20 protein-coding genes are annotated in these 21,935 nt (G+C 37.6%); 11 read left to right on the top strand and 9 right to left on the bottom strand.

Annotation, left to right across the window (positions count from 1 at the left end; all coding sequences use genetic code 11):
* Window positions 1-52 precede the first annotated feature (52 nt).
* Window positions 53-1,459 carry a signal recognition particle protein gene (ffh, locus tag P256_RS10970; protein WP_023273753.1) on the bottom strand — a complete coding sequence of 469 codons (1,407 nt, stop codon included), beginning with the start codon at window positions 1,457-1,459 and terminating at the stop codon, window positions 53-55.
* A 143-nt stretch (window positions 1,460-1,602) separates the two neighbouring features.
* On the opposite strand from ffh, the gene P256_RS10965 reads away from it, so the two are divergent.
* Window positions 1,603-2,409 carry a cytochrome C assembly family protein gene (locus tag P256_RS10965; RefSeq protein WP_023273752.1) on the top strand — a complete coding sequence of 269 codons (807 nt, stop codon included), beginning with the start codon at window positions 1,603-1,605 and terminating at the stop codon, window positions 2,407-2,409.
* Between the two features lie 74 nt (window positions 2,410-2,483).
* Complete coding sequence (locus P256_RS10960) at window positions 2,484-3,410, top strand: tRNA dihydrouridine synthase (RefSeq protein WP_023273751.1); 927 nt, start codon at window positions 2,484-2,486, stop codon at window positions 3,408-3,410.
* A 28-nt stretch (window positions 3,411-3,438) separates the two neighbouring features.
* On the opposite strand, the gene P256_RS10955 is transcribed toward P256_RS10960, so the two are convergent.
* A complete protein-coding gene (locus P256_RS10955; protein ID WP_023273750.1) occupies window positions 3,439-3,777 on the bottom strand; it encodes a YegP family protein in 339 nt (112 codons plus the stop codon).
* Window positions 3,778-4,039: 262 nt separating this feature from the next.
* Here P256_RS10955 and ygfZ point away from each other — a divergent pair, with 262 nt between their 5' ends.
* Together ygfZ and mdtD are read left to right on the top strand one after the other, a co-directional pair.
* Complete coding sequence (ygfZ, locus tag P256_RS10950; protein ID WP_023273749.1) at window positions 4,040-4,768, top strand: CAF17-like 4Fe-4S cluster assembly/insertion protein YgfZ; 729 nt, start codon at window positions 4,040-4,042, stop codon at window positions 4,766-4,768.
* 66 nt (window positions 4,769-4,834) lie between these two features.
* Entirely contained in the window at window positions 4,835-6,232 is a 1,398-nt protein-coding gene (mdtD, locus tag P256_RS10945) for a multidrug transporter subunit MdtD (RefSeq protein WP_023273748.1), read from the top strand.
* Between the two features lie 10 nt (window positions 6,233-6,242).
* Here mdtD and P256_RS10940 read toward each other — a convergent pair whose 3' ends face one another.
* From P256_RS10940 to P256_RS10930, 3 genes are read right to left on the bottom strand one after another with little or no spacing between them, the layout of a single operon-like run.
* Complete coding sequence (locus P256_RS10940) at window positions 6,243-7,166, bottom strand: AEC family transporter (RefSeq protein WP_023273747.1); 924 nt, start codon at window positions 7,164-7,166, stop codon at window positions 6,243-6,245.
* A 34-nt stretch (window positions 7,167-7,200) separates the two neighbouring features.
* Window positions 7,201-8,307 carry an NADH:flavin oxidoreductase/NADH oxidase gene (locus tag P256_RS10935; protein ID WP_023273746.1) on the bottom strand — a complete coding sequence of 369 codons (1,107 nt, stop codon included), beginning with the start codon at window positions 8,305-8,307 and terminating at the stop codon, window positions 7,201-7,203.
* 14 nt (window positions 8,308-8,321) lie between these two features.
* Window positions 8,322-10,499: a TonB-dependent receptor gene (locus tag P256_RS10930; protein ID WP_023273745.1), complete on the bottom strand. Its 2,178-nt coding sequence runs from the start codon at window positions 10,497-10,499 to the stop codon at window positions 8,322-8,324.
* Between the two features lie 195 nt (window positions 10,500-10,694).
* On the opposite strand from P256_RS10930, the gene mutM reads away from it, so the two are divergent.
* Both mutM and P256_RS10920 read left to right on the top strand, forming a co-directional pair.
* Window positions 10,695-11,519: a bifunctional DNA-formamidopyrimidine glycosylase/DNA-(apurinic or apyrimidinic site) lyase gene (gene mutM / locus P256_RS10925; RefSeq protein WP_023273744.1), complete on the top strand. Its 825-nt coding sequence runs from the start codon at window positions 10,695-10,697 to the stop codon at window positions 11,517-11,519.
* Window positions 11,519-11,803, top strand: a complete 285-nt coding sequence (locus P256_RS10920) for a peptidylprolyl isomerase (RefSeq protein WP_023273743.1) — start codon at window positions 11,519-11,521, stop codon at window positions 11,801-11,803. Before mutM ends, P256_RS10920 begins: the two co-directional genes overlap by 1 nt.
* A gap of 40 nt (window positions 11,804-11,843) precedes the next feature.
* Here P256_RS10920 and mscL read toward each other — a convergent pair whose 3' ends face one another.
* The gene (gene mscL, locus P256_RS10915) at window positions 11,844-12,284 is read right to left on the bottom strand and encodes a large conductance mechanosensitive channel protein MscL (protein ID WP_023273742.1); all 441 of its coding nucleotides are present in this window, start codon (window positions 12,282-12,284) and stop codon (window positions 11,844-11,846) included.
* A 200-nt stretch (window positions 12,285-12,484) separates the two neighbouring features.
* A complete protein-coding gene (gene typA, locus P256_RS10910) occupies window positions 12,485-14,323 on the bottom strand; it encodes a translational GTPase TypA (RefSeq protein WP_023273741.1) in 1,839 nt (612 codons plus the stop codon).
* Between the two features lie 169 nt (window positions 14,324-14,492).
* Here typA and P256_RS10905 point away from each other — a divergent pair, with 169 nt between their 5' ends.
* The 5 genes from P256_RS10905 to P256_RS13310 all read left to right on the top strand — a co-directional run bounded on the left by P256_RS10905 (window position 14,493) and on the right by P256_RS13310 (window position 19,993).
* On the top strand, window positions 14,493-15,860 hold the full coding sequence (locus P256_RS10905; RefSeq protein WP_023273740.1) for a uracil-xanthine permease family protein: 1,368 nt from the start codon (window positions 14,493-14,495) through the stop codon (window positions 15,858-15,860).
* 50 nt (window positions 15,861-15,910) lie between these two features.
* Window positions 15,911-16,933 carry a class I SAM-dependent methyltransferase gene (locus tag P256_RS10900; protein WP_023273739.1) on the top strand — a complete coding sequence of 341 codons (1,023 nt, stop codon included), beginning with the start codon at window positions 15,911-15,913 and terminating at the stop codon, window positions 16,931-16,933.
* A gap of 15 nt (window positions 16,934-16,948) precedes the next feature.
* A complete protein-coding gene (locus P256_RS10895; protein WP_023273738.1) occupies window positions 16,949-18,412 on the top strand; it encodes an amino acid permease in 1,464 nt (487 codons plus the stop codon).
* A 211-nt stretch (window positions 18,413-18,623) separates the two neighbouring features.
* Window positions 18,624-19,829, top strand: coding sequence for an RtcB family protein (locus tag P256_RS10890; protein ID WP_023273737.1), 1,206 nt, complete (start codon window positions 18,624-18,626; stop codon window positions 19,827-19,829).
* A 5-nt stretch (window positions 19,830-19,834) separates the two neighbouring features.
* The gene (locus P256_RS13310; RefSeq protein WP_023273736.1) at window positions 19,835-19,993 is read left to right on the top strand and encodes a hypothetical protein; all 159 of its coding nucleotides are present in this window, start codon (window positions 19,835-19,837) and stop codon (window positions 19,991-19,993) included.
* A gap of 79 nt (window positions 19,994-20,072) precedes the next feature.
* Here the strand turns inward: P256_RS13310 and lysM are convergent, their stop codons facing one another.
* Both lysM and omp38 read right to left on the bottom strand, forming a co-directional pair.
* Window positions 20,073-20,561: a peptidoglycan-binding protein LysM gene (lysM, locus tag P256_RS10885; protein WP_023273735.1), complete on the bottom strand. Its 489-nt coding sequence runs from the start codon at window positions 20,559-20,561 to the stop codon at window positions 20,073-20,075.
* A 178-nt stretch (window positions 20,562-20,739) separates the two neighbouring features.
* Complete coding sequence (omp38, locus tag P256_RS10880; RefSeq protein ID WP_023273734.1) at window positions 20,740-21,828, bottom strand: outer membrane protein Omp38; 1,089 nt, start codon at window positions 21,826-21,828, stop codon at window positions 20,740-20,742.
* Between the last annotated feature and the right edge of the window lie 107 nt (window positions 21,829-21,935).

The raw sequence follows: 21,935 nt of genomic DNA, 5'->3' as shown, positions 1-21,935 counted from the left end.
TTATATAAAGGGCGAGTATAACGAATAAAAAAGGCGCATTGCGCCTTTTTTACTATTTTTTTGGATTATTATTACCAAATAGTGGACCACCACCACCGCCGCCAAATTGCTTCTGCATACCACCTAACGAACGCATCATTTTCCCAAGTCCGCTTGGGTTTGCAAATTTCTTCATCATTTTTGCCATTTGCGCATGTTGCTTAATCAGTTTATTAACCTCAGCAACATCCATTCCACACCCTGCTGCAATACGCTTTTTACGGCTCGGGTTCATTAACTCAGGATTACGGCGCTCTTTTAACGTCATCGACTGAATAATCGATTCCATTTTCTTCACTTGCTTTTCAGGTTTTGCTTGCTCTATTGCTTGCTGTAACCCTGCATTACTCATTCCAGGCAACTTATCTAAGAAGCCCATCATGCCGCCCATTTTGTTCATTTGTTCAAACTGCATGAGCATATCTTCAAAGTTGAAGCTACCCCCTTTTTGCAGTTTTTTCGCCATTTTTTCGGCTTTTTCTTTATCAATTTTACGTTCAACTTCTTCAACTAAAGAAAGAACGTCACCCATACCTAAAATACGCTGTGCAACACGTTCAGGATGGAAAGGTTCAAGGGCATCTAACTTCTCCCCCATACCTAAAAATTTAATTGGCTTACCTGTAATTGCACGAACAGAAAGTGCAGCACCACCACGCGCATCACCATCAGTTTTTGTGAGAATTACACCTGTCAGTGGCAATGCATCATTAAAAGCTTTTGCTGTATTGGCAGCATCTTGCCCTGTCATTGCATCAACAACAAATAATGTTTCTGTTGGTTTAACAGCAGCATGCAATGCCTTAATTTCGTCCATCATGTTTTCATCAACATGTAAACGACCTGCTGTATCTACAATAAGAACATCAGCAAACTTTATTTTAGCTTGTTCAATTGCACGATTTACAATATCAATTGGCTTTTCTGATGCATCAGAAGGAATAAATTCTGCACCAACCTCATTAGATACCGTTTCAAGCTGTTTAATCGCTGCAGGACGATAAACATCGGCAGAAACCGTCATGACTTTCTTTTTTTGACGCTCTTTTAAATAACGTGATAACTTTGCAGCAGTTGTTGTTTTACCTGCACCTTGCAAACCTGCAAGCAACACAACAACAGGTGGTTTTGCAGCAAGATCAAGACTCTGATTTGCCTCACCCATCATTTTTGTGAGTTCATCATGTACAATCTTAACGAAAGCTTGGCCTGGTGAAAGTTGAGTTAAGACTTCTTGACCAAGTGCTTGCTCCTTAACTTTCGCAATAAATTCGCGTGTTACAGGCAAGGCAACATCGGCCTCTAAAAGAGCCATACGTACTTCACGTAATGTATCTTTAATATTATCTTCGGTCAGTTGTCCTGAACCGGTAACATTTTTTAGACTCTGCGTGAGTCGTTCTGTTAAGGTATCAAACATTGCAGATTCCGCTTAAAATGGCTAGTTGCAAAAAAATCTTTCTCATTTAGAAAATTTATGCATTAATTGCTATAGGATACTTGAGTTCGCTCTAAATTTATATCGTCTAGCATGAATATTCATTATTGTAACAAAGGTTTGACATGATCAGTCTTCCATTGGTGTACACCGTTCTCGCCTTAGTTGCCTATACCACAGGTTTTTGGTACGCCTTTATGCATTTATTGGCCAAGCATAAACCAAATAACTGGTTTATGAGTGTCATTATTTCCATCGGACTACTATTGCATGGGTATGTTTTGCATAATGATATGCTTACAGCAAATGGGGTCAATTACGATGTTTTCAACCTACTGTCGTTTACTTCAGGGCTAATGCTTGTTTTAAGTGTACTATATAGCACATATCGTCCCGTATCTGCACTGAATCTTCTAGGTATTCCTGTTGCTGCAATTGGGCTTATTTGTGGCTTTGCGTTTAGCCAACCCAACCAATATGCAAGCACTCACTCTATTGGCTTAGATCTTCATATTATTTTATCGCTATCTGCCTATGCCGTACTGCTTATGGCAACAATCCAAGCGATTATGATGTGGTTTCAAGACCAAGAATTAAAAAAGAAACAAAAAAGACTTTGGGTAAACCTACTTCCACCATTTCAGGTCATGGAATCATTACTCTTTGATATGCTCATGACAGGCTTTATTATGCTTACAGCAGCCTTACTTTTTGGCTTCTTTATGGTAGATAGCTTTATTCAACAGCATCTTGCTCATAAAACTGTATTTAGTATTATTTCTTGGTTTGTTTATGGCTTCTTATTGGTTGGTCACTTTAAATTTGGCTGGCGTGGGCAAAAAGCTATTCGTTTCACATTGGCAGGTTTCTTATTACTTGCTATTGGTTTTATTGGCAGTAAATTTATTTTAGAAATTATAATTGGCCGTTAATTACATTTTTATGGACAGTATTACTTAATTTGCGTATAACCCCTGTTTTTAAATAATACTTGAGGTTTGTGACAGTGAAACTCATTTTAGCACCTATGGAAGGGTTAACAGATCCCATCATGCGTGATGTACTCACTCATGTTGGAAGTTTTGACTGGTGTGTTACCGAGTTTATTCGCGTCACAAATAGTATTTTGCCTGATCATGTCTACCATAGTTACTGCCCTGAGTTAAAATCAAATGGTTGTACCTCTGCAGGAACACCTGTTCATATTCAATTTCTAGGCAATGATCCAATTATGCTTGCAGAAAATGCAAGGCGTGCTGTTGCTTTAGGTGCACCTGCGATTGACCTTAATTTTGGCTGCCCTGCAAAAACAGTAAATAAACACAAAGGTGGCGCAGTTTTATTAGATGAGCCTGAAGTTATTCATGAACTCGTCAAAGCTGTTCGACAAGCTGTTCCTTCCACTATTCCCGTGTCCGCAAAAATGCGTCTTGGTTATTTAGATGAAAACCATACATTAGAAAATGCACATGCAATTGAAGATGCAGGAGCAAATTGGTTAACAGTACATGCACGTACAAAAGCAGATGGTTATACCCCGCCTGCATATTGGGAAAAAATTTATCCCATTCAAGATGCACTTAAAATTAATGTGATTGCCAATGGTGAAATTTGGAATAATCAACATGCCAAAGCATGTCTAGAACAGTCAGGTTGTCAGGACTTAATGGTCGGTCGCGGTGCTGTAACTACACCAGATTTAACCCAATGTATTCGTCAGAATACAGATCATGCTTTACTTCATTGGAAGGACTTAATTGAATTACAAATTCGTTTTTTAAGCGGTACAAGCAAAACAGAAGTGGGCATGGTAGGTCGATATAAGCAGTGGTTAGGTATGATGAGTAAAGCCTACCCCGAAGCAAAATTACTTTGGAATGAGGTCAAACGACTGAAACAAATTGATGAAATCATTGAAAAAATAAGCATGTGAGATCACATGCTTACCTAAAGAGAAAAAGTTATGCTTCTGTTAAATCTTTAATTTTCTCAGAACCACCATTCGTTTTCACAGACTCAATGCCATGATCACGCGTTTGCGTTGTGCTATACATTTGGCTTGTTCCAATAATTTGATGATTTACTGCTTTCAAATTAAAATATAGCTTGCCATTTTTTGCTTCTAAACGATCATATTTACCGTCTTCAGGTGAGTTCTTCTGTACAGACTCTATACCATTAAGTGCAGAGGCTTTTGCTTTGTATAACTCACTCGTTAGAATAATTTCACCATTTCCCGCTTTTAATACAAAATGAAACTGGCCATCTTTTGCTTTTGAAAGTTCGTACCAACCAGACATAATAACCTCATCATATTTATTTAGTTTTTGTATCAACCATTTATTGTATTTGATACTTTCATTTACTATAAAGCTTGATTAAATCTTTTTAAAGTGACTGTTTTGTAATCATTTTGATTTTTTTCTTATATTTTATGCAGAAGATTGCAAATAGCACTTTGAATATAGCAACTATTATCTAAACATCTTTAAATCAGAAGCTGATTTTTTTCTAAAAATCCGACAAAATGACTTATATATTACATTCGTTTTGAGAATAATGATGAGTCATCCAAAATTTATACACTATACTTTTACAGGTGCAGATGCATCTAAATTTTTACAAGGTCAAGTCACACTACATGTCGAGCGACTGACTGAAAACTCAACACAATACACGGCGATATGTGATTTAAAAGGTCGTGTTCATTTTGGACTTTGGCTAACTAAACACAATGCTGAGCAGTTTGATATTGTTGTTGTAGAAGATCAAAAAGAAGACTTTTCAAGCCATATTAAAAAATATGCTGCATTTGCAAAAGCAGCACTCGTAGAAGTTGGTGAGGTATTTCCTCATGTACATGAAAATAATACGATATTTCTTTCAGCTACTTCAGATATACAACTTTGGCAAGAGCATGTTATCGAGCATGGGCAAGCTTGGATTAGCCAAGCCACTGAACACCTTTTTCAGCCACAAGAGTTACGATTGCATCAAAGAAATGGCGTACACTACGATAAAGGCTGTTATTTGGGTCAAGAAATTATTGCAAGACTTTGGTTTAAAGCACAACCAAAGCAATGGTTACACCTTGTAAAAAGTACACAAGAAATTCCAAATGCAGGCAATAAAATCGAAGGCAACATCCAAATCGTCAATATGATTCAGACTAAAAATAATGAATATATCGCACTGATTATTGCCAAACCAACGACTTTAGAAGAAACTTCTTTCTTAGAAGTGATTGAGTTGCCATCTCCACTCAATGAAGATGTCGCAAGAGCCAAATAATGTACTAGAAAATACATGGCGTTTGTCATATACAAGCGCCATAACCCCTAAAATAAGAGAATAATAATGAGTCAAGGAACAAAGACCAAAGATGTCCCCGAACCAATTGGCAAAGAATACCGGCCTATTTTATGGCTCGTTGCCATGGGCTTTTTCATGCAACAACTTGACAGTACGATTATTAATACCGCACTACCCAATATTGCAAAAAGCCTCAATGAAAACCCATTAAATATGCAATCTGTCATTGTGGCCTATGTTCTCGCCATGGCAGTGACTATTCCTATTAGTGGTTGGGTAACTGATCGTTATGGCATCAAACGTACTTACTTTTTTGCAATCATCTTATTTAGTTTGGCATCTATTGGCTGCGCACTTTCTCAAAGTCTCACAACTTTAGTCATTTCACGAGTATTTCAAGGTATTGGTGGAGCATTGCTTCAACCAGTAGGTAGGTTAACCGTATTAAAAGTGATGCCTCGACCTCAATTATTGGCTGCTCTTAGTTTTGTAAGCATTCCCGGACTCATTGGTCCTTTAATTGGCCCTAGTCTTGGTGGTCTCATTGTAGAGTGGATGAGTTGGCATTGGATATTTTTGATTAATGTACCTATAGGTATGGTCGGTGCATTTTTCACACTAAAAGTATTGCCCAATATGAAGCAGTCTCACCTTGCAAGCTTCGATTATATTGGCTTCATCTTTGTTGCAACAAGTATGGTTAGTTTATCCCTTGTGCTTGAAAGTATGGTCGATCAGACGCGTTCGCAAGCAAGTATGATTTTACTTATAGTTATAGGTTTGTCAGCAGGTGCTTCATATTGGCTACATGCCTTACGTCATCATTCACCACTCTTTCACCCAAGTATTTTTAAAGTACATACCTTTAGCATTGGTATTTTAGGAAATCTATTTGCTCGGTTAGGCAATGGCGCTATCCCCTTTATGATGCCACTTATGCTACAAGTTGCTTTAGGGTTTAATCCAACCATTGCTGGTTTAATGATGATTCCTCTTGCCATTGGCTCAATGCTGATTAAACGATTTATCACACGTCTGATCTATCGTTTTGGCTACCGCAAAGTTCTTGTTACAAACACTCTCTGTGTTGGATTAGGTATAGCCAGTTTTGCGCTGATTACACCGAATACACCGATGTGGTGGCAACTTATTCATTTCTTTATTTTTGGTATATTTAACTCTATTCAATTTACAGCAATGAATACCGTAACGATCAAAGACCTTAAACAAGAAGATGCGAGTAGTGGAAATGGCTTACTTTCCGTTGTACAACAGCTTTCCATGAGTATGGGTGTAGCAATTGGAGGTGCTGTTCTGAACAACTTTATTCATCTTGATGGCAAACAAAATATGTTGCAATCTTTCCACTACACATTTTTATGCCTAGGTGCATTAACTATCTGTGCAAGTTGGATTTTTTGGCAACTTAAAAAATCTCGCTAATGTCTAGAAACTAAGACCACCAAAGAAAAATAAGTGTACTTGCAAGAAATAGTCCTATCACGGTACTTAAAATACATGCATTAATTGCTCTTTTTTCAATGCCATAAATATGTCCTAGTACTTGAAATAATGTTGGCATAGGTAAAACTGCAATTAATGTGGCAATTCGCATCATTTCTCTATCTTCACTAAAGATATAAAATAGTACAAAAATCATTATTGGCATCAGGAGCACTTTAAAAACAACTGGGCATAATGCCAGTCCATCTAAATGCTTAACTTTGATACCAGCAAGACCACCACCAATCATAAATAATGCAACAGGTGCTGCTGCTTGCCCCAATACTTCAAATGTTTCATCTAAAACTGTTGGTAAAGATACTTCTAAGAATAAGCAACTAAATGCAATTAAAATAGAAAGTACCAATGGGCTATGCAATGCATTGTAAACAACTTTTTTTATAAAAATAGGAAAGGCTGTCTTTTCATATGCATGGGAGTCCGTTAAAAATAAAACCAACGTGGTTAAAATAAGACTTTCAAATAAAATTGTTTGAGCTAAATAAGCAACTGCATCTTTTCCTACCACCATAGGTACAATTGCTGTTCCAATAAGCCCTGTATTTGACATCGCAGAACCAAAAGAAAAAATAACTGCTGATGTTAAACGTTGATGAAAAAAATGTTTGATTACATAGTAGGACACAAAGAAGACAATGAGTGACCCCATACCATAAAGAAGAAAATATTTAGGCTTCCATACCTCTTCGAATGTTTGACCTAAGAGTGCATGTAATAGAAATGCTGGCAATGTAACTTTCATCACAAAAGTGCCAAGACTTTTTATTTGCTCAGGGGTGAGTAATCCCCAATTAACACTCAAATACCCAATTAATACTAAGAATAATATAGGTAAAATTACTGTGAGGAACACATTCTTTCTCTATGCATACAGATTAATTTTTACACTAAAAAGGTTTAAATAACCTTCCGCGATGACCATATGGTTCACAACGTAAATATTGAGGGGCCACTGCAACTCCCTCTCCTAACGCTTGTGCTGCATACCAAGGCCAACGAGGGTTATATTGTATCGCCCTTGCGATTGCAATAGCATCTGCTTGATCTTTTTGTAAAATATCTTCAGCTTGGGTAGGCTCTGTTATAAGTCCTACAGCAATAATAGGGACGTTTACCTTTGCCTTAATCGCCTGAGCAAATGGAACTTGATAATTTGGATTCACATCAATCGTTTGATCTCTATGCAGGCCACCACTTGAAACATGAATATAAGCGATACCTAATCGTTCTAAATGTGCTGACAAATAAATACTCGACTCTAAATCCCAACCCTCGTTTTTCATCCAATCTGTTGCTGAAATGCGAATACCAAGTGGAAAGCCTTTTGGTAAAACTTGTTTAATTTCCTGAATAATCTCAAGAGTTAGACGGCATCTATTTTCTAGTGAGCCACCATATTCATCTTCCCGTATATTTGAAAGTGGCGACAAAAATTGATGTAATAGATAGCCATGCGCCGCATGAACTTCTATAAGTCTAAAACCAACCTGAACAGCTCGTCGGGCAGCTTCAATAAAGTCCTGTTTAATTTTAATAATGTCTTCTGCACCTAATACATTTGGCATTCTGTCATTACTAAGAAATGGAATATTACTTGGTGCAACAGTCTGCCAATACCTATCGACAGTCATAGAATCTTGGTTTTTCCAAGGAGCTTCTACAGATGCCTTACGCCCAGCATGTGATAACTGTATAGCAAACGGCATGGGAGAAATGGTACTTCTTTTACTCAGTACTGCTTGCATTTTTAGCGCTTGGCTGTCATTCCACAAACCAAGGTCTGCATCACTAATACGTCCCTCAGGATTAATTGCTGTCGCTTCAACAATGCAGAACCCTGCACCAGAAAGTGCATAACTCGCCCATTGCTGCTCATGCCAAAATTGTATCTCACCCTCAAGGTTTGCAGCATATTGACACATAGGTGCAATACATATTTTATTTGCTAACTCAAGCTGGTCTAGAACCAATGGTTTAAACAGCAATGATTTCATGTTATATACTCTATTTAGAATTGCTTACTAATGCTTAAACCAGCACTCCAATTTCGTTTATCCGCAGGTTCAAAGTAGTTACCATTAGACTCATTTACAATCACAGAACCAATATAATTTCGATTGAATAAATTATCGACACATGCATAGGTATTCACAGACCAATCTTTATATTTGTAAGCATAACCTACATCTATAGCTGTGATGGTATAACTCGGTGCTGCATCTGTATTTTGATCATCTATATAAATTTTATCCATATAGCGAACATCGACTCCAGCATGAAAACCAACTTCAGGTCTCCAACCTAAACTTGCAAAAGCCTGATTCTTTGCAACTCCCGGTATATAGCTTCCTTTTTGAATTGAATTTGCTATCAACCTATTATTTTTTCTAATTTCTGGAACAGAAGCATCAAACGTTGCATCTAAGTAGCTATAACTTGCTTGTGCAGTTAAATCACGCCACAGCTTCTTACTCCAAGATGCTTCAATACCTTGGCGAAGTGTTTTATCTGCATTTCTAAAAGTTGCTCGTCCATTACTTGTTCCTGCTGAAACAATGTCATTTTTTGTTTGGCTCAGAAACCCTGTCAAAGCAAAAATACCGAATTGATTATCTGCTTTTAAACCAACTTCATAGTTATCACTGGTCGAAGGTTGTAATGCAAAATTAAACCCTGCACTTCCATCAGCATTATAAGCCATCTCAGTAAATGTCGGTGTTTCAAAGCCTTTCGCATAACTGGTATATGCCAATAAATTTGGTGTGATTTTCCAGCTTAGTGCCGCTGAAGGCAACGCATGATTATAATCTGTTTTCCCACTATTATCACCATTACTTAAATAATGATCTTTAGACTTATAGTGCACATTACTATAACGTAATCCTGTATCTATGCGCCAAGCAGGTAAAAACTGCCAAGATGCTTGAATATAAGGATCTGCATTCCATAAAGTATTATTCTCATTACGGCGAATATTTCCTTTTTCACCAAAATTATAATCCGTACCCTGTGTATCTGCCTTAGATCTTGTAAAGTTTTCATACCCTTTACGATCTTCATTCATTGCATCTAAAGCTAAACCTGCATTAATTGTGGTATTCGGTAATAAGTCTTTTCCTGTCCAGCGGAAATCTGCACCATAATAGGTACGATCAAAATCAATTACCGCACCAGCATGATTTTTATTTACAATATTTGTATTAGGAATAAGGCGTTGAACTTGGTTTGGAATAGATTGGTATTGTGTCACTTGACGGTTTCCAATATATCCCATGGCATATACACTATTATGGTCATCAATTGGTTTAGACCATGTAATTCCAGTCTGTGTCTGCTCTAAATCTTTTCTTGTATTATATTTCAAAACACCCGATTGGACTTGCTTTGGATTGCTTAACCATTGCGCTTTGGTTAAACCCATTGGGTCAGCTGCATGAATTTTAACGTAATTCGTTATCCAATTAATTTTACTGCCATCGTCTAAATTCCATGTGAGTTTAGCATTATTCAATACTTTATCTGCGGCACTATGGTCACGATAGCCATCTGTATTAAAATAAGAAGAGCTAATGACATAGGCAGGTTGTGATGATGATTCTGCCCCACCCTGTAAAATCATCCCTGTATGATTACTATTATGACTACCACCACCATAGTTGAGAGTCACTGAATCCTTGCCTTTACCTTCTTTTGTTTCTGCAAGTAATACACCACCTGATGAGTTACCATATAAAGAAGAAAATGGTCCTGTGAGGACTTCAACATGGTCTAGACTATTTAAATCAATATTTGAAGTTTGTCCTTGACCATCAGGCATTGTTGCAGGAATACCATCAACATAAATGCGAATACCACGGACACCAAATGTAGATCGTGCACCAAATCCTCGCATAGAGAGCTGCAAATCTTGTGCATAATTTTGACGATTATTCAATTGAAGACTAGGTATGCCCTGCACAACCTCAGTTAAATTCACACCAATATTATCCGTTTGTTTAGGTACGTATATTCTGTAAATAGATGCTGGAGTATCTAAATAACTTGTACCCGTTCTTGTCGCTTCAGCAGTAATTGTAGGCAAGTCTTTTATCGCCTTTACTGTATCCTCTGCATACAAGTTTTGACAAATGCATACCGAAATAAAAAGAAGTGGGGTATTCCATGGCATAGTTATCAGCGAACGCATGCTTGATCCTTTAAGATTCTTGTGAATATATTTTAAAATAAATCAAATAGATTGTAACACTTATATAACGTTTGAGATGGATGATTCATATTTTCTATAGAATTCAAAACTATCACTTTTCATAAGATATTTTGCTTTTAAATAATGACTTTCAGAACATGTTAGAATATATTTTTGATGTCATGACGTTATGCTATGCCTGAACTTCCTGAAGTTGAAACAACGAAAACTAGCTTGCTTTCACTCATTAATGAGAATGTTACTTCTGTTCTCGTTCGACAATCTCAGCTACGTTGGAAAATACCTGAAGACGTAAATGTATTGATTGGTCAGAAACTTACTGGCTTATCACGCCGATCTAAATACATTATTGCCTCTTTTGAACAAAATAATATGCTTTGGCACTTGGGTATGTCAGGCAGTTTTAGAATCTGTGCAGCAGATGAACCATTAAGAAAACATGACCACTTTATTGTCGGTTTTGGAGATATTGAATTACGCTATCATGACCCGCGTCGTTTTGGCTGTATTCTATGGTTAAACGAAGAAACAGAAAAGAATTTGATCTCCAAACTTGGTCCCGAACCACTAAGTCCTCAGTTTGATACCACATATCTGAATGAAAAACTCAAAAACAAAAAGACACCTATTAAAGTTGCACTGATGGATAACCATGTTGTCGTTGGTGTAGGTAATATTTATGCAACGGAGAGTTTATTTAATTTAGGCATTCACCCTGCCCAGCCAGCAAATACTTTGATACATCAACAGATTGACAAACTTGTGATCGAAATTAAAAGGATTTTAAAACAAGCCATTGAGCTTGGTGGTTCGACACTAAGGGATTATACCAATGCCAATGGCGAAAATGGTTATTTCCAACAAACCCTACTTGCATATGGTCGCGCAGGTGAAATGTGTGTGAACTGTGAAACGACCTTAGAAAATATTAAACTTGGACAGCGTGCAAGTGTATTTTGTCCACAATGCCAGCCATTAAAATTAAAGGTCGTTGAATAATGAAAACAGCAATTGTTAGACATATTCTCGTCAAAGATATCGAAATTGCAAAACAACTCAAAGAAAAGCTTGCACGCGGTGGTGATTTTGCAAAACTTGCTAAACAGCACTCAACTTGTAACTCTGCTAAACGTGGTGGAGAGCTTGGCGAAGTGAAGAAAGGGCAGCTTGTCCCTATCATTGATAAACTTGTTTTTTCAGCACCTGAAAAAGTTGTTCAAGGTCCTGTAAAAAGTAAGTTTGGATATCATTTGGTTGAAGTTAAATTTCGAATGGACTTCTAAAAATAAAAGGCCTTTACGGCCTTTTATTTTTATCTATTGATTAAGCATCTTTACGTGCTTTTAATTCATCACGAATTTCACGTAGTAACTGAATATCTTCTGGTGTTGGCGCAGGTTTAGCAGGCGCTGCTTCTTCTTTACGGCGCATTTTATTAATAACTTTTACCATCAAAAATACAACCCATGCCAAAATGATAAAGTTGATTAAGATCGTTAGGAAGTTACCATAAGTTAATACGTTTACACCTGCTTTTTGTAACTCAGCAAGTGTTTGCAAATTATTTGGGTTTTTCCCAAGAATAATAAATTTTTGTGTAAAATCGACCCCACCACCTGTAATCATCGTAATAATTGGCATGATTACATCTTTTACTAAAGAGTCAACGATCTTACCAAAAGCACCACCAATAATTACACCCACAGCAAGGTCAATCATATTGCCTTTTACCGCAAACTCACGGAATTCTTTCATTATACTCATAAGGTATCTCCACAATTTTTTATTCGTTCATTAAGCTTACGCTATTGTTTACGTTTAAATAAAATAAGCCTTTATTATTATGGTCTAATTTAATCTTTTTTTAAAATAAAGAAAAGTAATAGACACTTAAAGTGAACAATTTGATGTTGTTCAAATAAAAAAGCTGCCCCTAAGAGCAGCTTTTCATCAATCACACTAAATTATTTACCACGGTTACGCTTACGTTCATTTTCAGTTAAGAATTTTTTACGTACGCGAATAGACTTAGGCGTTACTTCTACAAGTTCGTCATCTTGAATGAACTCAAGTGCTTGCTCTAATGTCATACGAATTGCAGGTGTTAATGTTAATGCTTCATCTGTACCAGATGCACGCATGTTTGTTAACTGTTTTGCTTTCGTTGGGTTTACTGTCATGTCGTCAGAACGTGAGTTAATACCCACAATCATGCCTTCATACACTTCTAACTGTGGTTCTGCAAACAGACGACCACGGTCTTGTAAAGTGAATAGAGCAAACGCTAAACATGTACCATTTACCATAGAGATAAGTACACCATTTTGGCGTTGTGCAACAGCACCTTGCTTCGCTTTACCATAGTGAGAGAAGCTTGATGTCATGATTCCTGAACCAGAAGTAATGGTTAAGAACTCTGAACGGAAACCAATTAGACCACGAGATGGTACAGTTGCTTCGATACGGATACGACCTTTACCGTCGAGCTCCATATTTGTCATTTCGCCCTTACGGTTACCCATCTGCTCCATAATCGCACCTTGATGTTGCTCTTCAACATCAAATGTTACGTTTTCATATGGTTCTTGGATTTCACCATCAATCTCTTTCATGATCACTTCAGGACGAGATACACCCATCTCGAAACCTTCACGACGCATGTTTTCGATCAATACAGATAAATGAAGTTCACCACGACCAGAAACTTTGAAACGGTCTGGACTGTCTGTATCTTCAACACGTAATGCAACGTTATGAATTAATTCACGATCTAGACGTTCACGAATATTACGTGATGTTACAAACTTACCTTCACGACCAGCAAACGGAGAGTTGTTTACTTGGAACGTCATAGATACTGTAGGTTCATCTACAGACAATGGTGGTAATGCTTCAACATTTTTTGGATCACAAATTGTGTCAGAAATGTTAAGTGCATCAATACCAGTAATACATACGATGTCGCCTGCACCTGCAGATTCAACATCTACACGATCAAGACCGTGGTAACCCATAATTTTTAAGATACGACCGTTACGTGTCTTACCTTCTTTATCAATTACAGTAACTGGTGTGTTTAATTTAACAGAACCACGTTGAATACGACCAATACCGATTACACCCACAAAACTGTTATAGTCAAGTGATGAAATCTGCATTTGGAATGGACCATCAGCATCTACTTTAGGTGGTTCAACAATGTCTACAATTGTTTCAAACAACGGCGTCATGTCTGGTGCTAAGTTATCAGCTTCACGACCAGCAATACCATTTAGACCAGAAGCATAAACAACTGGGAAGTCAAGCTGTTCATCGCTTGCACCTAAGTTATCAAACAAATCAAATACTTGATCCATTACCCAATCAGGACGAGCGCCCGGACGGTCAACTTTGTTTAAAACAACGATTGGTTTTAAACCACGAGCAAATGCTTTTGAAGTTACAAAGCGTGTTTGTGGCATTGGGCCATCTTGTGAGTCAACTAGAAGTAATACACAGTCAACCATAGACATTACACGTTCAACTTCTCCACCGAAGTCTGCATGTCCCGGGGTATCCACAATGTTAATGCGGTAAGTTGTATCTGTACGTTTATCTAACCAAGTAATGGCAGTATTCTTCGCAAGAATCGTAATACCACGTTCACTTTCTAGCGCATTTGAGTCCATGACACGCTCAATCTCGCCAGCACGTTCACCGAGTGCGCCAGATTGTTGTAAAAGTTTATCGACTAACGTTGTTTTACCGTGGTCAACGTGCGCAATAATTGCGATATTGCGGAGATTTTTAATATCTAATGACATGAATTTCGATACGCCTAAAATTTGAGGGCAAATTATACAAAAAAACTCTACTATTTAGTAGTGACATCTAATTGACAACTGCATTTTTTTAAATGCAGTAACATGTTTTATTTTGTAAAGACATGTAAGTCGATTAGAATAGCGACATCTCTATTTATACCATACTTTTATGTCAGACCCACAATCTTCGGGCAAAGATAATTCATCTGAACTTATTCTTCAGTTAGAAGACCGCCCAAAATCATCAACTGCTCTCTTTGCTGCACTGCAACATTTGCTTGCCATTTTAGTCCCAATTTTAACGCCGGGCTTACTTATTTGTGGGGCACTCAAAGTCCCCGCACATGAAACAACCATGATTCTTTCAATGTCATTGGTCATTTCAGGGATTGCTACATTCCTACAGTGTAAAAAAGTAGGGCCTTTAGGTGCAGGGTTACTTATTGTACAAGGCACAAGCTTTAACTTTATTGGTCCAATTATGGCAATTGGTAGCCTTATGATTGCAAATGGTACGCCTTATCAACAAGTTATGGCTGCAATTTTTGGTGTTGTCATTGCGGGTGCCTTCATTGAAATGGGTGTTTCACGTATTTTACCTTGGGTAAAAAAACTCATTACACCTCTTGTTACAGGTATTGTTGTCCTACTTATTGGTCTAACACTTATTAAAGAAGGACTCATTAGTATGGGCGGCGGTTATGGTGCAATGGCTGATGGAAGTTTTGCTAATGCAGACAACCTGATTATGTCTTGTACTGTACTTGCAATTATTGTTGTCTTGAACCGTATTCCTATTATTTGGGTAAAAAGCTCAGCTATCCTACTCGCATTGGTCAGTGGCTATCTTCTCGCGGGCTTCATGGGACACTTAGACTTCTCTGCTTTTCACACAGCACCTACATTTCAAATTCCAACACCACTTCACTTTGGTCTTGCATTTGATTGGTCATTATTTCTACCACTTGCTTTTATTTATCTTGTTACTTCTTTAGAAGCAATTGGTGATATCACTGCAACAAGTAAGGTTTCACATCAACCTGTCAGCGGTCCAGTTTGGATGCAGCGGATTAAAGGTGGTGTATTGGTCAATGGTGCTAACTCTTTTTTAGCAGGTATATTTAATACATTCCCAAGTTCTGTTTTCGCACAAAATAATGGTGTCATTCAACTTACAGGTGTTGCGAGTCGCTATGTTGGTTTATGGATTGCAGCCTTATTGGTTCTACTTGGTTTATTCCCTAAAATTGCGGGGGTTATTCAAGCAGTTCCTCAAGCTGTGCTTGGTGGTGCAGTCATGGTGATGTTTGGTGCCGTTGCAGCTTCAGGCATTAATATCCTTTCAGGAATAAAGTTAGATCGCCGTGCGCTTTTAATTATTGCCATTTCTCTTGCACTCGGCTTAGGTATTGCACAAGTTCCAGATTTTCTAAAACATATGCCAGATTTACTACGCAATATTTTTAGTTCTGGTGTCGCAACAGGTGGTATTACAGCTTTAATATTAAATGTTGTATTGCCTGAAAACAAAGAATAAAGTTTCACTGCCCAGTATCCACTGGGCATGTGCCTGCAAAAGAGAAATTTATGGATCCAAGAAGTGAGGTTGTCTTACGACAAAAAGATTATCTCAAAGGGAACGTGTTGTTTATTCACGCCCCAAGCGATAATTTAATATCAACACTTGATCAATCTGTACAAAGTTCAATTTGGACTTGGAATTATGCAGATCACCAAGCTCAAGTTAAACAGGGCTACACCAGTTTTTTTGGTACAAGCTTTCCACAAGAAGCCTATGATCAAGTCGTTATTTTTGTGCCTAAGTCTAAAGAGTTACTTAACTATGTACTTTATGAGGTTGCAAGTCATCTGCCTCAAGGTGCACAGATATTTTTAGTGGGCGAGAAAAAAGGTGGCGTTGAGCGCGCAGCAAAACAATTAAAAGACTATGGTCAAACGAAAAAACTAGATAGTGCAAGACATTGTCAATTTTGGCAAACAACACTTGAAAAAACAGTACCTCATAAGCCTCTCACAGACTGGCTGCAAAAATATGACGTCGTTAATGATCATATTTCTCTTAGCATCTATAGCTTACCTGGTGTATTTAGTCAAAATCACTTAGATGTTGGCACAGGGGTACTGCTCCCCTATTTAGAACAAGTAAAATCAGGTACACTTGCCGACTTTGGCTGTGGTGCGGGGATCATTAGCTGCTATTTAGCAAAGCTAAACCCAAGCAATATTGTATATGCACTCGATGTAGATGCTTTTGCACTTGCCTCAACAAAGATTACTTTTGAGCGTAACAACATTCCTACTCATCAACTTCATACACATGCTGTAACTGGTATCGAAGACGCACCATGCGATCTAGATGCAATCGTGAGTAACCCTCCCTTTCATCAAGGTATTCATACCAACTACGCAGCAAGCGAAGGACTCTGCCAACAGGCAAAATTGCACTTAAATGCAAATGGTGAATTATGGATTGTTGCAAATCGTTTTTTAAACTATTCAATACTCATTGAACAATATGTCGGTAAATGTACCGTCAAGGCTGATCAACAAGGTTTTAAGGTGTTATATGCCAACAATGCAAAATTTTAAAACAAAGGAATTTAGATGAGCGAACAAAATCAACCTGCGAATTTACAACGTAAGCTTGGTGCACGTCATCTAAATATGATTGCAATTGGTGGCTGTATTGGTACAGGGCTCTTCCTTGCTTCAGGGTCAACAATTGCAAGTGCGGGGCCAGGCGGTGCTTTACTCGCTTATGCAGTTATTGGCGTCATGATTTACTTCTTAATGACCAGTCTTGGCGAGCTTGCAACACATAATCCAACCACAGGTGCATTCTTTACCTACGGAAACAAGTATGTAGAAAATGGCTTCGGCTTCGCATTAGGTTGGAACTATTGGTACAACTGGGCAATTACAGTTGCCTTTGAACTGGTTGCTGTTCAGTTCATTATGAAGTTTTGGTTCCCAGATATTCCCGGATTTTGGTGGAGCCTTGCCTTTCTCAGCATTATTTTTGCAATTAATGCCATGTCGGTAAAAGGCTTTGGAGAAAGTGAATTTGTTTTCTCTCTCATTAAAGTCATTGCCATTGTTGCCTTCATTGGGTTGGGTATTTTCATGATCTTTAAGATTATGATGAGTGAACCAAACGCAGTATTTGCAAACTGGCACTATAAAGATGCTCCATTTGTCGGTGGCTTACAAGCCATGATTGGGGTTGCAATGATTGCAGGATTTTCCTTTCAAGGCACGGAAATGGTGGGCGTTGCAGCTGGCGAGTCTGAATCACCTGAAAAGAATATCCCATTGGCCATTAAACAAATTTTTTGGCGTATCTTGTTGTTTTATATTCTTTGTATTTTCATTATTGGCACACTCATTCATTACGATGATCCATTGCTTATACAAGCAGCAAATAACAACGACGTTTCTGTTTCTCCATTTACACTTCTTTATGAAAAGGCAGGACTTGCTTTTGCAGCAGGTTTAATGAATGCAGTCATTCTTACTGCCGTACTCTCTGCGGGTAATTCAGGTATGTATTCTTCAACGCGTATGCTTTGGAATATGGCAAAAGAAGGAAGTGCACCTAAAATATTTGCAAAGCTTGATAGTCGTGGCGTACCTATGAATGCTTTATATGCAACCACCATTATTGCTGCATTCTGCTTACTTACTTACTTTGTAAGTGAAAAAGATGTGTATTTTTGGCTACTGAATATGTCAGGAATGTGTGGTTTCATTGTTTGGTTAGGTATTGCAGTATCGCATTATAGATTCCGTAAAGGCTATATTGCGCAAGGTTATAAACTTGAAGATTTATCTTACCGTGCAAAGCTTTTCCCTTTTGGCCCTCTGTTTGCGTTTGCACTCTGCTTATTCATTACTTTAGGTCAAAACTACCAAGCATTTATGGGCGATCATGTGGATTGGAAAGGTATTATATCGACTTATATTACGATTCCTGTATTTTTAATCATCTGGTTAACGTACAAGATAAAATACAAAACTAAACTCATTCCTTATGACAAAATGGATGTAAAACCACTAAAAAAATCTTGATTTTTTAAAATTACGGGGTAAAATGCAGGAAATTTAATCATTTACCCAATTTAAGGAGGACATCATGCCATTACTACTACAACTTTAAATCTTGGCACGATGTCAGCTCACGGACAAGTGTCATATCAACTTGTCCGAGTGCTTTAAAGACCTAGCATTCGCTAGGTCTTTTTTATTTGGACAAAAATAAAAATATATTGAGATACATGATATGAGCATAAAGCTTACCCTAAATGAGAATACACATTTTGGTGTTCCCATTAAAATTTATACCTCTGATATTGATCAAGAGAGCATCGACCAACTCCATAAAATGTCACAGCTACAGTTTATTCACTCACATATTGCGGTTATGCCAGATGTGCATCTCGGTAAAGGTGCAACCGTAGGCAGTGTCGTTCCAACCAAAAATGCAATTATTCCTGCTGCTGTAGGTGTCGATATTGGCTGTGGCATGAATGCATTACGATTAAACTTAAAGGCGAGTCAATTACCAGATAATTTAAGCACACTTCGTAATGCAATTGAACGTAAGGTACCTGTAGGGTTTTCAATGCATAAGCAAATTCGTGCGAAAGCTTCTACATTAACACCTCTAGATAAGCGTTTAAATCAAATCACACTTAAACATCCAGCTTTAAAAAGAATGTTACGACACTTTGACAGTACATGGGTGAAACAACTCGGAACCCTCGGTGGCGGCAATCACTTTATTGAGCTGTGCATAGATGAAAATCAAGATGTATGGATTATGCTTCACTCAGGCAGTCGAGGTTTAGGCAATGTGATTGGAACCTATTTCATCGAGCGTGCCAAAAAAGAGGCACAACATCGGTTTGGTCATGTTCCCGACAAAGATTTGTCTTACTTTGCTGAAGGCTCAAATAATTTTAATGATTATGTAGAAGCTGTTGAATGGGCACAAGAATATGCTTATGAAAACCGTCGTGAAATGATGCATTTAATTTTAGAGGCAATTCGCCCACTGCTTCCTAAATTTCAAATGACAAAAGAAGCAATTAACTGTCAGCATAATTATGTTCAAAAAGAATATCATTTCGGTGAAGAGGTATTTGTGACACGTAAAGGTGCAATTCGTGCAGGACAAGGCGAATATGGAATTATTCCCGGTTCTATGGGAGCAAAATCTTTTATTGTAAAAGGTAAAGGAAACAACGAATCATTTTGTTCATGTTCACATAGTGCAGGGAGAAAAATGAGTCGTAGTAAAGCAAAAAGACAGTTTTCACAACAAGACCTTATTCAACAAACAGAGGGGATCGAATGTAGAAAAGATAAAGAAGTCATTGATGAAATTCCATCAGCGTACAAAGACATTGATGAGGTTATGGCAAATCAAACAGATTTAATTGAAGTAGTACATACATTAAAACAAGTTATGTGCATTAAAGGATAAAACTTATGAAACTTAAATCATTACCCAAAATAAAGTCACGCAATCATGTAGCAGTCTCCCCTTTATTACATAAAGGTGGAATGCATGAGTCTGAAAAACCTAAGTCTCAGCATCGTCGAGACCGAAAAGATATGAAAAAACAACTTAGAAATATAGGAATTTAAATACTATGAACTCTTTAGGAGCAAAAAAACCTGACGAAACCGTCAGGTTTTTTTTATTTTTAATACTTTAGATTAAAAATTATTGTGGAATACGTAATACTTGGCCCGGAAAAATTGAGTTTACATCTTTCAGTAAAGGCTGATTTGCTTCAAAAATTTTATTGTATTGGTTTGCATCACCATATACTTCTTTCGAAATTTTAGAAAGGGTATCACCAGACTGTACTGTATAAAACTGGCTTTCAGGTTGATCTGCATCTTCTGCTGTTTCTGCAACAGTCATTTGATCATCAACTTGAGCAACATGTTGTACATTACCAGCAGCTAGAATAATTTTTTCTTTGTCTGCTTGGCTTGCTGCTTGTCCATGAATAACAGCAGTATCTGTATCGCTGTTATAATTTACAGATAAACCTGTAATTGCTAGACCTAAACTTTGAATATGTGCTAAAAGCTGGTTCGCAATTTCTTGTGCTGTTGGTTCAGCAGCTTGTGTTTGTTGTTCTGGCTGTTCAGATTGGCCTTCTAATTTTTTACCAATACCTTTTACAAAATCAAATAAACCCATTGTTATCTCCTGATTAAATTCTATAGTTATATTTTCGCTTTAGTCATTTTAATATAACAAAAAAATTTGTCTTTTATTTTACAAACATCAACAATACGTAAAAATATGTAACTCATATAAATAAAAAAATGGCTCATTTAGAGCCATTTTTATGCGTAATAAAAACTACTTATTACTATTATTGTGCTTTTGGTTGAGCAAGAACTGTACGGCTACCAGTGATTGTAGCAAATACACGACGGTTCATTGCACGACCTTCTTTAGTGCTGTTGTCAGCAATTGGTTGATCCCATGCAAAACCTTGAGTAGTTAAGCGAGATGCATCAATGTTGTACTGATTAACAAGTGCAGCTTTTACAGAGTTAGCACGCGCTAAAGATAAACGTTCGTTTAACTTACGAGGACCCGTGTTATCTGTGTGACCATCAATACGTGCAGTTGCATTTGGATACTGATTTAACGCATCAGCAACTTTTGCAATTTCAGGACGGTATTGTGGTTTGATGTTTGATTTGTTTGTATCAAAGAACACACGAAGTTCCATGTTCAAGTCTTCAGTCAACTCTTGTGGCTGAGGCTGAGGCTGTTGAACAACTGGCGCTGGAGCAGGTGCTGGAGCAGGTGGAACTGGTTGAACGTCTACAACTGGTGCAGCAGGTTTCAAGTGACCACCAATAACAACGTTTAGACCAGCAAGTGCTGTGTAGTTCCAGAAATCAGCATTTACGTTATATGTAGCACGCGCTTCTGTACGAAGAGACAATGCATCATTTAAGCGCCAGAAAATACCTGTACCTACGTTAACTAAACCACCTTCACGGTTTTGGTAAGACGTACGTGGAACACCATCAAAATCATACTTGTAGTAACCACCACCTAATAATACGTATGGCTTGATTTTGCTATCGTAGTTTTTAGTGATTAAATCAGATGTTGCGTAGAAGTTACCGTTAATTTGACGTTGTTTGTATTGAGCGCCTTGTTGAGCACCTTGCACGTCGCCTTTAACTTGTAAGTATTCAGCTTCAAAACCTAACCATGGTGTTAATTCAGCACCTAATGCTGCACCAACTGCCATGTCGTCTTGTAACTCAGGACCCGTAGTTAAGTGCTGTGCACTGTCATTTACGTTTTGTGTACCGTTATTATGAGTACTGTCTTGGAAAGTGTAACCTAATAATAATGGAGTTACAGTTACGCCTGCATTAGCAACTACAAAAGGAGAAGCTGCAAGCACTGTAGCAAGAGCAATACGACTCAATTTCATGGATATCCTCCAGAGATAACAATTGTTTTTTTTAAGCTCAGCCTAAAGTTTTTGTTTAATTTTACCGAGATATTTTGTACCCCAGTAGTTTTTAACTAATGAACAGA

The organism is Acinetobacter nectaris CIP 110549, from assembly GCF_000488215.1.
In the GTDB taxonomy this organism is placed as follows: Bacteria; Pseudomonadota; Gammaproteobacteria; order Pseudomonadales; family Moraxellaceae; genus Acinetobacter; species Acinetobacter nectaris.
This window is presented reverse-complemented; position numbering and strand designations above follow the sequence as displayed.

Excerpts from the sequence above, each read along its gene's own strand:
- ffh (WP_023273753.1), bottom strand. The coding sequence starts at position 1,459 with ATGTTTGATACCTTAACAGAACGACTCACGCAGAGTCTAAAAAATGTT.
- P256_RS10965 (WP_023273752.1), top strand. The coding sequence starts at position 1,603 with ATGATCAGTCTTCCATTGGTGTACACCGTTCTCGCCTTAGTTGCCTAT.
- P256_RS10955 (WP_023273750.1), bottom strand. The coding sequence starts at position 3,777 with ATGTCTGGTTGGTACGAACTTTCAAAAGCAAAAGATGGCCAGTTTCAT.
- ygfZ (WP_023273749.1), top strand. The coding sequence starts at position 4,040 with ATGAGTCATCCAAAATTTATACACTATACTTTTACAGGTGCAGATGCA.
- mdtD (WP_023273748.1), top strand. The coding sequence starts at position 4,835 with ATGAGTCAAGGAACAAAGACCAAAGATGTCCCCGAACCAATTGGCAAA.
- P256_RS10935 (WP_023273746.1), bottom strand. The coding sequence starts at position 8,307 with ATGAAATCATTGCTGTTTAAACCATTGGTTCTAGACCAGCTTGAGTTA.
- P256_RS10930 (WP_023273745.1), bottom strand. The coding sequence starts at position 10,499 with ATGCGTTCGCTGATAACTATGCCATGGAATACCCCACTTCTTTTTATT.
- mutM (WP_023273744.1), top strand. The coding sequence starts at position 10,695 with ATGCCTGAACTTCCTGAAGTTGAAACAACGAAAACTAGCTTGCTTTCA.
- P256_RS10920 (WP_023273743.1), top strand. The coding sequence starts at position 11,519 with ATGAAAACAGCAATTGTTAGACATATTCTCGTCAAAGATATCGAAATT.
- mscL (WP_023273742.1), bottom strand. The coding sequence starts at position 12,284 with ATGAGTATAATGAAAGAATTCCGTGAGTTTGCGGTAAAAGGCAATATG.
- typA (WP_023273741.1), bottom strand. The coding sequence starts at position 14,323 with ATGTCATTAGATATTAAAAATCTCCGCAATATCGCAATTATTGCGCAC.
- P256_RS10905 (WP_023273740.1), top strand. The coding sequence starts at position 14,493 with ATGTCAGACCCACAATCTTCGGGCAAAGATAATTCATCTGAACTTATT.
- P256_RS10900 (WP_023273739.1), top strand. The coding sequence starts at position 15,911 with ATGGATCCAAGAAGTGAGGTTGTCTTACGACAAAAAGATTATCTCAAA.
- P256_RS10895 (WP_023273738.1), top strand. The coding sequence starts at position 16,949 with ATGAGCGAACAAAATCAACCTGCGAATTTACAACGTAAGCTTGGTGCA.
- P256_RS10890 (WP_023273737.1), top strand. The coding sequence starts at position 18,624 with ATGAGCATAAAGCTTACCCTAAATGAGAATACACATTTTGGTGTTCCC.
- P256_RS13310 (WP_023273736.1), top strand. The coding sequence starts at position 19,835 with ATGAAACTTAAATCATTACCCAAAATAAAGTCACGCAATCATGTAGCA.
- lysM (WP_023273735.1), bottom strand. The coding sequence starts at position 20,561 with ATGGGTTTATTTGATTTTGTAAAAGGTATTGGTAAAAAATTAGAAGGC.
- omp38 (WP_023273734.1), bottom strand. The coding sequence starts at position 21,828 with ATGAAATTGAGTCGTATTGCTCTTGCTACAGTGCTTGCAGCTTCTCCT.